Annotated in this window: 2 protein-coding genes; both read right to left on the minus strand. The window is 64.4% G+C overall.

The window, feature by feature from the left end; all coding sequences use genetic code 11:
- The coding region (locus AACY42_RS26645; RefSeq protein ID WP_339483424.1) for a condensation domain-containing protein at positions 1–1675 on the minus strand (1675 nt) is incomplete at its 3' end.
- Positions 1676–14227 (minus strand): non-ribosomal peptide synthase/polyketide synthase, encoded by a 12552-nt coding sequence (locus AACY42_RS26650; protein ID WP_339483425.1) that lies wholly within the window; start codon positions 14225–14227, stop codon positions 1676–1678.
- Between the last annotated feature and the right edge of the window lie 200 nt (positions 14228–14427).

Raw genomic sequence — 14427 nt, forward strand, 5'->3', positions numbered from 1 at the left:
CCAGCACATCCGGGCCGACGCCGTGAGTGATCAACTGACGGGCGCGGCGGTTGGCCTGGGCGTTGAGTTCGCCGTAGGTCAGGGTTTGGGCGTTGCAACGCAAAGCGATGGCGTCGGGACGCGAACGCGCCTGTTCGGCGATGCGCTGATGCAGGCAGGCCTCGCCCGGGAAACTGCGCGGGGCCGGGTTCCATTGGGTGATGTGTTGCTGTTGCAAGGTGGCCGTCAGCAACGGCAGTTCAGCGATGCGTTGCTGGGGATTGGCAACGATGCCGCGCAACAGGTTCAGCCAGTGCTCGGCCAGGCGCTGCACGGTGCTGGCGTCGAACAGGTCGGTGGCGTAGCTCAGGGATGCGGCCAGTTCACCGTGGGTCTCATGGGTGTCGAGGGTCAGGTCGAACTGGGCGGTATGGGAGCTCCAGTCGAGACTCTCGACCTGCAACCCAGGCAATTGCAGCGCCTGGGCCGCGCCGCCGCTCTGGTGGTTGAACATCACCTGGAACAGCGGGCTGTGGCTCGCCTGCCGCTGGGGTGCCAGTGCCTGCACCAACTGCTCAAACGGCAGGTCTTGATGGGCTTGTGCCCCCAGCGAAGCCTGTTTGACCTGCGCCAGCAATTGCTCGAAAGGCAAATCGCCCCGCACCTGGGCATTAAGCACTTGGGTGTTGACGAAAAAGCCGATCAGGCCTTCGGTTTCCGGGCGATTACGGTTGGCGACCGGCACGCCGACGCGGATGTCCGACTGGCCGCTGTAGCGGTGCAACAAGGCCTGGAACGACGCCAGCAAGACCATGAACAGCGTCGAGGCTTCGCGCTGGGCCAGTTGCTTCAAGCCCTGGGTCAGCCCGGCGTCAACGCTCAGATCCAGGCGGGCGCCGCGATGACTCTGCACCGCCGGGCGCGGCCGGTCCGTTGGCAACGGCAGGACTTCGCCGACATCGCCCAGCCGTTCGGTCCAATAGGCCAGTTGCCGCTCCAGTTCGCCGGTCTCCATCCATTTGCGCTGCCAGATCGCATAGTCGGCGTATTGGATCGGCAAAGGCGCCAGGGTCGGCGCTTGGCCGCTGCGGTGGGCGGCGTAGAGCTGGACCAGGTCATTGACCATGATTTGCGCCGACGCACCGTCGCAGATGATGTGGTGCTGGGTCAGCACCAGCACATGGTCGTGCGCAGCGAGTTGCAGCAGCTTGACCCGCAGCAGCGGCCCCTGTTGCAGGTCGAACAATCCAGCGATTTCATCATCGATCAGGGCTTTGAGCGCAGCCTCATCCGCTGGCCCCGACACCACCTTGGGCTCGATCGCCAGGCTCAAGTGGGCCTGCACCACTTGTTGGGGGCCTTGCGGGCTGTCGATGAATACGGTGCGCAGCACGTCATGACGGGCCAGCAAGGCGTCGAAGCTGCGTTGCAGCGCCGGCAGGTCGAGGGCGCCGCGCAAGCGCAGCGCCGTGGGCACGTGGTAGGCCGCGCTGTGGCGGTCCAGTTGCCAGAGGAACCACTGGCGTTCCTGGGCGTAGGACAGGTCGAGCGTCGCGAACTCGTCGCGCATCGCCGGGATCGGCAACGTCGCCAGGCTCATGTTCTTGCTGTGCAGCTTGTGCAGGAACGCTTGCCGTTGGGCGAGCGGTAAACGGATGAATCGCTGAACCAGAGACAGGTTATCGAGCTGAGTCATTCAAAGGGTCTCCAGGTCTGCCAGGAAATCATGCATCTCACTCAGGTCGTCGCTGGAGTGAGGGGTCAGGTGGGCCGCCAGGTGGGCGGCGTAGTCGGCCAGGGACGTGGTGCTGAACAGCAAGTCCAGGGGCACCGCGGCGCCTTGCTGCATTTGCAGGCGCGCCGTCGCTTGCGTCGCCAGCAGGGAATGCCCACCCAGTTCAAAGAAGTTGTCGTCGCGCCCTACTCGCTCGAGCTTGAGCACGTCTTGCCAGATGCCGGCGATGCCCTGCTCCAGCGCGCCCTCGGGCGCCACGTAGGCACGCAGCAGTTGCTGGGCGTCCGGCAACGGCAAGGCCTTGCGGTCGAGCTTGCCGTTGGGGGTCAGCGGGAAGCGTTCGAGCAACAGCCAGTGCGCCGGCATCATGTAGTCGGGCAGCAACGGCGCGAGCTGGGCCTTGAGGGCTTCGCGCAGGGCCGCCGGTTCCGCTGTCTCTGGATGGGCAGCGATCAGGTACGCCACCAACTGCAGGCCGCCCGGCCCTTGCTGTGGCACCACCACCGCTTCGCGGATCGACGCCTGGGCCAGCAGACAGGCTTCGATTTCCCCCAGCTCAATGCGGAAGCCGCGGATCTTCACCTGATGGTCGACCCGGCCGATGTACTCGATCACGCCGTCGCCACGCTGGCGCGCCAGGTCACCGGTGCGGTACACCCGTGCGCCGTTGCCGAACGGATCCGGCAGGAATCGCTCGGCGGTAAGCGCCGCCCGCGCGTGGTAACCCCGGGCCAGGCCGTCGCCGCCAATCAGCAGTTCGCCGATCAACCCGACCGGGTTCGGCGCGAAGTGATCGCCGACGATGTACAGCGCGGTGTTGGCAATCGGCCGGCCGAGGTACGGCAGGCGCTGCTCGGCGGTCAAGCGGTAGGCCGCCGACCAGATGGTGGTTTCGGTCGGGCCATACAGGTTCCAGACTTCACCGGCGACATCGAGCAGCCGCTCGGCCAGGTCCTCGGCCAACGCCTCGCCACCGCACAGGCATTTACGCCCGGCCAGCAAGGCGGACGCTGGATGGTCGAGCAGCATGCGCCAGGTCGATGGCGTGGCCTGAACCACGCTGACCTGATGCTTATCGATGGTTTTGAGCAGCGCTTCGGGGTCGTGGGCGCTCTGCTTGTCCACCAGCACCACGCAGGCACCGCTCAACAGCGCGCCGTAGAGTTCCAGGCCGAAGATGTCGAACGAGAACGTGGTCAGCGACAACACCCGATCAATGGCGGCGATACCCGGTTCGCGGGCCATGCTGGTGACGAAATTCACCAGTGCCCCGTGCCGCACCATCACGCCTTTGGGTTTGCCGGTGGAACCCGAGGTGTAGATGGCGTAGGCCAAGTGCTCCTCATCCAGGCGCGTCGCCGGCGCCTCGCAGGCATAACCGTCGAGCCAGTCACCCTCCTGATCCAACACCAGCGTGTTAACGCAAACTCCTGTGGGAGCGAGCCTGCTCGCGATAGCCTCGGCACACCCACCATCACCATTGACTGAACCACCGCCATCGCGATCAGGCTCGCTCCCACAGAGTGCCGCGAATTGGTTGAGCTGCGAACTTTGGGTCAGCAGCAGTTCGATGCCGCTGTCTTCGATCATGTGCGCCAGCCGGTCGGCCGGGTATTGCGGGTCGAGCGGCACATAGGCGCCACCGGCCTTGAGGATGGCCAGCAAGGCGACAATCATCTCCACGCCACGCTCCAGCGCGACCCCAACCAATCGATCGGGCCCCACGCCTTGTTCAATCAAGCGATGGGCCAGGCGGTTGGCCCGAACGTTGAGCTCGGCATAGCTCAGCGCCTGTTCAGCGAACACCAGCGCGGTGGCATCCGGCGTTTGGCGGGCCTGGGCCTCGAACAACCAATGGACACAACGCACCTGTGGATAATCGGCCGCTGTGGCGTTCCAGCCTTGCACGTGCTGGCGGGCTTCATCGTCGTCGAGCAAGCTCAGTTCACCTAAGGGCCGTTGGGTACCGTCGGTCATTTGCAGCAGCAAGCGCCGCAGATACACACCGATCTGCTCGACCGAGGCCGGGGCGAAACTGGCGCACTGGTAGCTGAACTGGACCGCCAGCTCGGCACCGAGGCTGACCAGCAGGGTCAGCGGGTAGTGGGTCTGTTCCAGGTTATCCACGGCACCGAAACGCAAGCCTTCGGGCGCACCGTGCTCCAGGGCTTCGGAAATCGGGTAGTTCTCGAACACCAGGATGTTGTCGAACAACGCTTCGCCGCCCAGCCCGGCCCATCGCTGGATGTCGAACAGCGCCGTGTGCTCGAACTCGCGCAAGGCCAGGTTCTGCGCCTGGACGCTGTGCAGCCAGTCGCTCAGCGCCTGTTCCGGACGCGGACTGGCAATGACCGGCAAGGTATTGATGAACAGGCCGATCTGGCCCTCGACACCCACCAGGTCCGCCGGCCGTCCCGCCACCGTCGCGCCGAACGCCACACTGGCCTTGCCGGTGTAGCGCTGCAACAGCAGCAGCCAGGCCGCTTGCACCAGGGTGTTGACGGTGACTTTAGATTCGCGGGAAAACTCGGCCAGGCGTTGGGTCTGCTGTGCATCCAACTGCATGTGGTGATGGCCGTACAGCTTCGCCGAGACGTCCTGCGCCGGGCGCGCAAACACCTGGGCCAGACGCACCGGCTCATCCAGTGTGCGTAATTGCTGCGTCCAAAACCCTTCGCCGAGGCTCGCGTCCTGGCGCTGCTGCCAGGCGATGTAATCGCGATAACGACCAGCCGGACGTGCTACCGCGTCGCCACGGTAGTGCTGCAACACTTCGCCGAGCAACTGCGCGCTGCTCCAACCGTCCATCAGGATGTGATGGTTGGTGTAGATCAGGTGATGCCGATCCGTGCCAGTGCGCACCAGCACCAGGCGCATCAGCGGTGCCTGGGTCAGGTCCACGCCTTGGGCTCGTTCTTCATCGGCGAGGGCTTGCAAGGCGCCTTCCATCTCCGTCCGCCCGTTCCAGTCGAGCACACGGAACGGCACCTCGGCCTGACGCTGGACGATTTGCACTGGCTGCTCCAGGTCGCCCTGCCAGAAGAAGCCGCTGCGCAGGATGTCATGGGCATCGACCACGGCTTGCCAGGCCGCGCGGAAATGCTGCGGATCGACGCCTTCGACGTCGAGGCGCATCTGGTTGATGTAGTCGCCGCCCTGCCCGAGCAGGGAGTGAAACAGCATGCCCTGCTGCATCGGCGACAACGGGTAGAGGTCGTCGATGGCCTGGGGGGCTTGGACCAATGTGTCCAGTTGTGCCTGGGTCAGCCGCGCCAGAGGGAAATCCGACGGCGTCACGCCACCACTGTGGCTGTCGCAGCAATGGGCGATGAGCGCAGTGAGCTCTTGCACGTAGTCATCGGCCAGGCGCTGGATGGTCGCGGTATTGAACAGGTCGCCGCTGAAGGTCCAGCTCAAGTCCAGCTCGCCGCCGAACACTTGGCCGTCAAGGGCCAGCGGGCTGCCCAGCGGACCTTGCAGGTTCACTTCCTCGCCCCCGCGCTCTGTGGTCGGCACGAACAAGGCATCGGCGGCGTCATCGAAACTGCCGTCGAACTGGCCGAGGTAATTGAAGGTCAGTTGCGGTTTCGCCAAGGCCTGCAGGGTTTCACGCGCAAGGTCATCGCCCAGGTGCGCCAAGGCCCCGAAGCCAATGCCCTTGTTGGGAATGGCGCGCAGTTGTTCCTTGATCTGCTTCAGAGAGGCGCCAATATCATCGGCGACCGGCGTCAAGCGGGCCGGGAACAGGCTGGTGAACCAGCCGACCGTGCGGGTCAGGTCGATGTGCTCGAACAGCTCTTCACGGCCGTGGCCTTCGAGCTGCACCCACACACTGTCATCGCCGGTCCAGCGCACCATCACCCGCGCCAGTGCCGTCAACAGCAGGTCGTTGACCTGGGTGCGATAGGCCGCCGGGGCTTGCTGCAACAGTTGCCGGGTGAGGTTTTTGTCCAGTGCCGTGCGAATCGTCACGGCTTGGCCATGTTGCTGCCCGCCCTGGCGGTTGTCCCACGGCAAGCCCGCCGGGGCGCCGTGCAACTGCTGCTGCCAAAAGCCCAGTTCGGCCTGCAAGGGTGCGCTGGCGGCATAGCCCTGCAACGCTGCCGTCCAGGCGTTGACCGCGCTGGTCTTGGCCGGCAGTTGCACCGCCGCGCCGGCGAGGGTCTGGCGATAAGCGCTTTGCAGGTCTTCGAACAGAATCCGCCAGGACACACCGTCCACCACCAGGTGATGGACAATCAGCAACAGCCGCTGCGTGCCATCGGCGAGGTTCGCCAGCAGTGCGCGGATCAGCGGCCCGCCCTCCAGTCGCAGGCTGCGCTGGGCCTGGTTGCCCAGCACTTGCAGTGCGGCAAGATCGGCGACGTCGGCTTGCCAGAGCAGCGTGTCGACGGCCTGCGCCTCGACGTCACGGTAACGCGCGGCCCAGCGTTCGCCCTGCTCGATGAAGTCCAGGCGCAAGCTGTCATGGTGCACGAGCAGTGCGCCCAAGGCCTGTTCCAGCGCCTGTGCATCCAGCGTCTGGGTCGGCTTGAGCATCACCGACTGATTCCAGTGATGGCGGTCGGGGATCGGCTGGGTGAAGAACCATTGATGAATCGGCAGCAGTGCGGTTTCGCCGGTCGCGGGTTGCTGGTCGATCAATTGCAGCGGCGCGCCCGTCTGTACCACGGCGGCCAGGGCCTCGATGGTCTGGTGCTGGAACAGGTCCTTCGGCGTGAAGTGCATACCAACCAACCGAGCACGACTGACCACCTGGATCGAGACGATGGAGTCGCCGCCCAGTTCGAAGAAGTTGTCCCGCAGGCCCACTTGCGCAAGCTTGAGCACGTCCTGCCAGATCGACACCAGTTGCTGCTCCAGCGCGCTGCGCGGGGCCACGTAGGTTTGCTGCAATTGACTGACGTCGGGCTTGGGCAGGTTCTTGCGGTCGAGCTTGCCGTTGGGGGTCAACGGCAGGCGGTCGAGCAGCAGCAGATAAGCCGGGACCATGTGTGCCGGCAGGGTCGCCTTGAGCTGGTCACGCAAGTGCTCGGCGAAATCCTGTTGCACGGTTTCATTGGCCACCACATAGGCCACCAGGCGCTTGCCGCTGCCCGCGGCGCCTTCCTGGGCCACCACCACGGCTTCACGCACGCCGTCCAGGGCTTGCAGGCTGGCTTCGACTTCACCCAGTTCGATGCGGAAACCGCGGATTTTCACTTGATTGTCGATGCGGTCCAGGTAATCGAAAGTGCCATCGGCGCGCTGGCGCACCAGGTCGCCGGTGCGGTAGAGCAAGCCGCCATTGCTGCTGAACGGGTCGGCGACAAAACGCTCGGCCGTCAGGCCCGGACGGTTCAGGTAACCCCGCGCCAGGCCGCTGCCGCCCAGGTACAGTTCGCCAGCCATGCCCTGGGGCAGCAGGTTCAAGTCAGCGTCGAGCACGTAGGCACTGCGGTCGCCGATGCGGCTGCCGATGGGCGCATAGGCGACGCCGCACGCTACATCGCGGCCGGCCTTCCAGATCAGCGGGGTGACCACGGTTTCGGTCGGACCATAGCCGTTGATGATGTAGTCCGGATCAAGGGCGCGTTTGACCCGTTCGAAGCTGGCGTTAGGCACCGCATCGCCGCCGAAGCAGTAGATGCGCACCTTCGGCGGGTTGCCCTCGCGCTCAGCGTGCTCGGCCAGTTGTTGCAGGTACACCGGTGGGAAGGCCACCACTGTCACGCCGTGCTCGCGCATGGCGTTGTAGGTCTGTTCCGGGGTCCACAGGCTGTCATCACGAATCAGCAGCGAAGCACCGTGGGTCAGGCTGGTGAGCCAGCGTTCATGGGCACCGTCGAAGGCGAAGGACATGAAATGGAATTCGCAATCGCTGTCGCGCATTTCATAGCGCTCACCGATGGCCTGGCAGTGCATCGCCAGCGGACCGTGGGCCACGCTCACGCCTTTGGGGTTGCCGGTGGAACCGGAGGTGTAGATCACGTAGGCGAGGTTCTGCGGATCGACGGTGACCGAAGGTGCATTGGCCGATTGCAAGTTCAGGTCCAGGTGATCAAGTTCCAGCACCTGATCGGCGCCTTCCAGCGGCAGTTGCGCCGACACCCGGGAGTCGGTGAGCAACAGCGCCAGCCCGGAATCCTCGATCAGGTAGGCCAGGCGTTCCCGTGGGTAGCTGGTGTCCAGCGGCACATAGGCCGCGCCGGCCTTGAGCACCGCCAGCAGTGCGACGATCACCCCCTCACTGCGCGGCAGGGCCACGCCAACGCGGGTTTCCGGCCCCACGCCACGGGCAATCAGGGCGTGCGCCAACTGGTTGGCCCGCCGGTCGATCTCGCCATAGCTGAAGCGCTGGCCATCGAAGATCACCGCCGTAGCGTTCGACTTGTGCGCGGCCAGATGGGCGATGCGCTGATGCACGGCCATGTCGGTCGGGTAGGGCCGCGAGTGGTTGGCAGCCTGTTGCGCCCTGTGCTCCTCGTCATCGGCCAGGGCAATCTCGCCGAGGCGACGCTCGGCGGATTCGGCAAACCGCTCCAGCAAGAGCAGCAGTTGCCCACTCAGGCGCTCAATGGTTGCAACGCTGAAATGCGCCTGGTCGAAACTCATGTGCAGCGCCAGCGTCTCACCCAAGGTCACGCCCAGGGTCAGCGGGTAGTGAGTCTGATCCTGGTTGGCGACTTCGCCGAACACCACGCCTTGGGCGGTGCCGTGTTGCAATGCCGCGGAAATCGGGAAGTTCTCGAACACCAACAGGCTGTCGAACAGCGCTCCCCCGCCCTGCCCGGCCCAGCGCTGGATGCTTGCCAGCGGTGTGTGCTCGAACTCGCGCAGGCTCAGGTTCTGCGCCTGTACGGCGGCCAGCCAGGCCGCGACGGTCTGGTCCGGACGCGAGCTGGCGATCACCGGCAAGGTGTTGATGAACAGGCCGACCTGTTGTTCGATGCCAACCAGCTCCGCCGGTCGCCCGGCCACGGTGGTGCCAAACGCCACGCAGTCGCTGCCGGTGTAGCGCTGCAACAGCAGCAGCCAAGCCGCTTGCACCAGGGTGTTGAGGGTGACTTTCTGCTGGCGGGCGAACGCGTTGAGACGGCCCGTACCCGACGCATCCAAGTGGTAATGCCGGAGCGTATGACCGCTTTCGCTGCGTATTTCGCCACTCGCCGCAGCGGCGTTCGCCAGTACAGTCGGCTCCTGGAGATCGGCCAGTTGTGCCCGCCAGAACGTTTCGCTGAGCGCGGCGTCCTGGCGCTGCAACCATTGGATGTAATCGGCATAGCGGCTGACCGGGCGCGGCGGCTGTTGACCGGCATAACGTTGCAGCACTTCACCGAGCATCTGCGCGCTGCTCCAGCCATCCATCAGGATATGGTGGTTGGTGAAGATCAGGTGATGACGCTCATCGCTCAGTTGAATCAGCGTGACCCGCAGCAGTCCGGCCTGGGTCAGGTCGAACCCCTTGGCCAGGTCAGCGGCAATGAAATCCTTGAGGGTCAAGACGATGTCATGGCGTTCGCGCCAATCGAGCACGGTGTAGGGCAGCGCCAGACGACGGTGGATGATCTGCAACTGTTGCTGCAATTCGCCCTGCCAGATGAAGCCGCTGCGCAGGATCTCATGGGCGTCCAGGGTCGCCTGCCACGCCGCGCGGAAACGCTCGGGGTCCAGGCCATCGACATCCACGCACAACTGGTTGATGTAGGCACCGGTGCCCTGCTCGTACAGGGTATGAAACAGCATGCCTTGTTGCATCGGCGACAGTGGATAAATGTCTTCGATGGCGGCAGCGGGCACTGGGATCGCGTCCAACTGCGCCTGGGTGATGCGCGCCAGCGGGAAGTCCGACGGCGTGGTGCCCATGGAGGCGGCCGAGCAGCAATGGCCGATCAGCGCTTCCAGTTCACGGGCATAGTCATCGGCCAGACGGGCGATGGTCGCCTCGTTGAATTGCTCATGGCTGAACGTCCAACGCAAGTCGAGCTCGCCGTCGTAGACCTGGCCTTCGACACTCAGCCAGTTATCCAATGGCGCATCAAGGCTCTGCTCGGACCCGGCGCTTTCGCCCGCCGGGCTGAACAGCGCCCCCTCCCGGGCATCGAAACTGCTGTCGAACTGGCCGAGGTAATTGAAGGTGATGCCCGGCGATGGCAAGGCCTTGAGACAGGCTTGCGCCGCATCGTCGCCGAGGTAGCGCAGCACTCCGAAACCGATGCCCTTGTTCGGGATCGCCCGCAGTTGCTCCTTGATCTGCTTGATCGCGGCGCCCACGCCATCGGCCGGGGTCAAGCGCACCGGGAACAGACTGGTAAACCAGCCGACCGTACGGGTCAGGTCGACGCCTTTGAACAACTCTTCGCGGCCATGGCCTTCGAGCTGGATCAAGGTGTCGGCGTGGCCGGTCCAGCGACAGATCACCCGCGCCAGGGCGGTCAACAGCAGGTCGTTGACCTGGGTGCGGTACGCCGCGGGTGCCTGTTGCAGCAGCTGCTGGGTGAGGGTTTTGTCGAGACGGCTGTGCAGCACTTTGGCGTAACGGCTTTGCCGGCTGCCTTGGGGGTTATCCCACGGCAGATCCACTCCCGCGCCTTGCAGTTGTTGCAGCCAGAACGTCAGTTCGGCCTGAACGTTTTCAGTGCTGGCGTAGGCCTGCAGATGTTCGCCCCAGGCCTTGTAGGCGCTGGTCTTGGCCGGCAGCTTGATGACGGCGCCGACGCTGGCCTGTTGATAAGCCCGTTGCAGATCTTCCAGCAGGATGCGCCACGACACACCGTCCACGGCCAGGTGGTGCACGGCCAATAACAGACGCTGGCTGCCATCGGCCATGCTCGCCAGCACCGCACGCAGCAGCGGGCCATTGTGCAGGTCGAGGCTGCACTGAGCCTTGGCACACAGGTCTTGCAGCTCAGCGGCGCTCAGGTTGTCCGCTGTCCACAGCAGTTCAGGGTCGACCACCATCGGTGCCCCCTCGGCCCGCCAGCCCACGGGGGTTTCGACGAAGCGCGAACGCAAGGCATCGTGATGCGCCAACACTGCGTTGAGGGCCTGCAGCAGCGCTGGTGCCCGCAACGGTAGATGGCTGCGCAACAAGACGGCTTGGTTCCAGTGGTGACGCTGGGCAATGGCATCCTCGAAAAACACCTGCTGGATGGGCAGCAACGGCAGCTCGCCGCTGACCGGCCCCTGATCGATCGGCAGCCCGCTGCCGCCCTGTTGCGCGACGCTCGCCAGGCCTTGCACGGTTTGATGCTGGAACAGGTCACGGGGGGTGAAATGGATCCCGGCCTGCCGCGAGCGGCTGACCACCTGGATCGAGATGATCGAGTCGCCACCCAGCTCGAAAAAGTTGTCGGTCAAGCCAACCTGTTCAAGCTTGAGCACGTCCTGCCAGATGGCCGCGATGCCTCGCTCCAGTTCGCTGCGGGGGGCGATATAGGCCTGCTGCAGCTGGCTGGCATCCGCTGACGGCAAGGCCTTGCGGTCGAGCTTACCGTTGGGACTCAGCGGCAATTGCGCAAGGAACACCAACTGGGTCGGCACCATGTAGTCCGGCAGGTGCTCCTTGAGTTGCGCTTTGAGGGTTTCCCGCGCCGCACCCTGTTCATCAGCCGAAGCCGACACCAGCGATGCATCCTTGGGCACCACATAACCCACCAGTTGCAGGCTGCTGCCCCCCTGCACCGCCAGTACGACGGCTTCGCTGACCGCCGCCAGTTCCAACAAGCGTGCTTCGACCTCGCCCAGCTCGATGCGCAAGCCGCGGATCTTCACTTGATGGTCAACGCGGCCCACGTATTCGATTTCGCCCAAGGCATTGAAGCGTGCCAAGTCACCGGTGCGATACAGGCGCGCACCGCTAGCGGAGAACGGATCGGGGATGAAACGTTCGGCGGTCAAGGCCGGGCGCTGAAAGTAGCCACGCGCCAGCAGCTCGCCGCCAATCAGCAGCTCACCGGTCACCCCCACCGGCGTGGGCGCCAGGTGCGCATCGAGCAGATAGGTATGCCGGCCTGGAAGCGGTTGACCAATGGGCAGGGTCAGCGGCAGCGGCCGGCGATTGAAGACGTAGTCGCTGCAATCGAGGGTGGTGGCCGTGACCGTGGCTTCGGTCGGGCCGTAGGTGTTGAGCAGCCTGACCTGCTCCAGCCCAGCCCGACGCCAGGCCTGCACGCCTTCGGGCGGCATGGCTTCACCCCCGCTGTGCACCTGGCGCAGCGCCGCATAGTCACGCGGCCCGACAGCGGCGAACTCCTTGGCGATCATGTTCCAGTAGGCGGTGGTCAAGTCCATGACCGTGATGCCCTGCTCGACGATCTGGCGGTACAGGGTTTCGCTGTCCCATACCTCGTTGCCGCGCAGTACCACCGAGGCGCCGCAGGTCAGCGGGCCGAACAACTGCTCGCTAAAGGCATCGAAGTTGAACGTCGCGAATTGCAGCACGCAGTCGGCGCTGTTCAAGCCGTAATAGTACTGCGAGGCAAACGCATGCTTGCTCAACGCGCCATGACTGATACCGACGCCTTTCGGCCGCCCGGTCGAGCCGGAGGTGAACATGACGTAGGCCAGGCTGTCGGTCCACACCTTGCGTTGCAGGTTGCCTGGCTCAGCGCTTTCCCAGGACTCGGCCTGATCCAGGCACAGGCAACGCACGCCGTCAGGCACCGGCAGCCGTTCAAGCAAATGGCTTTGGCTCAGGAGCAAACGGCTGGCGCTGTCTTCGATCATGAATCGAAGGCGATCCACCGGGTACTGGGGGTCCAGCGGCACGTAGGCACCGCCGGCCTTGAGCACGGCAAGAATGGCCACCACCAGGTCCAGGCTCCGGTCGACGGCGATGCCCACCAGCACGTCAGGACCGACCCCCGCCGCCACCAATGTGCGCGCCAGGCGGTTGGATCGGGCATTGAGCTGGCCATAGCTCAATCGCTGTCCATCGCAGATCAAGGCAATGGCGTCCGGGCTACGTTGAGCTTGGGCCTCGAACAGTTCATGCACCGGGCGCTCACTCGGCCAGGTCGTGTCGTGGCGCGCCCACTCTGTCACCACCTGCCGATAGTCGGCCGGCGCCAACAACGCAAGCTCGCCGACGCGCTGCTGCGGATCGTTGACGATGTTGCGCAATAGCAGCGTCCAGTGCCGAGCCATGCGCTCGATGGTGTCGGGGTTGAACAAGTCACTGGCGTAGGTGAACGCCGCATGCAAGTGCTCGCCCTTTTCGTAGGTGTCCAGGCTCAAGTCGAACTGGGTGCTGCGGGTTTCCCACTCGATGACGCCCAACTCCAGACCGCTGCCCACTTTCAGCGTGGTGACGTCGGCCACTTCCGGCTGGTGGTTGTACATCACCTGGAACAATGGGTTGTAGCTCAGGCTGCGCTCAAGTTTCAGCGCCTCGACCAACCGTTCGAAGGGCAGGTCCTGGTGGGCCTGGGCGCCAAGGGCGGTTTCCTTGATGTCACGCAAGAGGTCGCCGAGACGGGTCTGGCCATCCAGTTTCACCCGCAATACCTGGGTGTTGACGAAGAAACCGATCAGCCCTTCGATTTCCCGACGGTTGCGGTTGGCGATCGGGACACCGACCCGCAAGTCGTCTTGCCCGGTATAGCGGTGCAGCAGGATATTGAAAGTCCCCAGCAGCAGCATGAACAACGTGACCCCATGCTGGCGGGCAACGCCGCGCAGTTGCTCGACCAGCGCGGCGTCCACCACATGCTCCAGGCGGCGACCGCGATAGCTCGGCAGTGCCGGGCGTGGATAATCGATAGGCAGCTCCAGTCGCGGATGTTCGTCGCCCAGCTGCGCTTGCCAGTAATCGAGTTGGCGCTGCAGCTCGCCCGCTTCCAGCCAGCGCCGCTGCCACAGGGCATAGTCGCTGTACTGGATCGGCAAATCGACCAGTTGCGGCGCCACGCCCGCTTCATGGGCGTCGTAGCAGCGGATGAATTCGTCGATCAGCACATTCATCGACCAGCCATCAGAAACGATGTGGTGCAAGGTCAGCAGCAGCACGTGCTCCTGATCATCGAGCTTGAGCAGTTCGACCCGCAGCAAGGGGCCGCTGGACAGATCGAAGGGTCGCAGTGATTGTTCCTCGGCAGCCCGACGCACCGCTTGCTCGCGCTCGGCTGCCGGCAAGGTGCTGAAGTCCACCTGGTCGATCATCAGCGGCGCACCGGTCGGCACTTGCAAGAGACTGTCGTCGGCCTGGCGCTGGAATACCGTGCGCAAGGTTTCGTGACGGGCCACCAGGCTGGCGAAGGCTTGTTCCAGCGCCGGCAGGCTCAACGCGCCCTTGAGCCGCACCGCTCCCGGCAGGTTGTAGGCGCCGCTGTCGGGCTCCAGCTGCCAGAGAAACCACATGCGTTGCTGGGCATAGGACAACGCCTGGCGATCCTCGGCCTCGACGCCCTGGGGGATGGGGAAACCGCTGAACTCCACGCCCTCCTTGTCCAGCGCGGCCAGGAACATCCGGCGCTTTTCCAGGGGCAACCCGATAAACCGGCGAGCAAGTTTCAAGGCGTCTTCAGCATTCATTTCTGGGGTATCCGGAATCAGTGGGCACAAGGCACAAAGGCAAGTCGTCCCTATGAAACGAATGCAGACCGGAAAAATTAGCGTTTGGGAATGTTGGAGCTGACGAGTGCAACGAGGCTGCGATCTTTCCCCTGCCCATTGAGTCCCGAGCGAAAGATCAGCAGATCAAAATCAAAAGATCGCAGCCTTCGGCAGCTCCT

The organism is Pseudomonas sp. RL_5y_Pfl2_73, assembly GCF_963970515.1.
GTDB lineage: Bacteria > Pseudomonadota > Gammaproteobacteria > Pseudomonadales > Pseudomonadaceae > Aquipseudomonas.

Excerpts from the sequence above, each read along its gene's own strand:
- AACY42_RS26650 (WP_339483425.1), bottom strand. The coding sequence starts at position 14,227 with ATGAATGCTGAAGACGCCTTGAAACTTGCTCGCCGGTTTATCGGGTTG.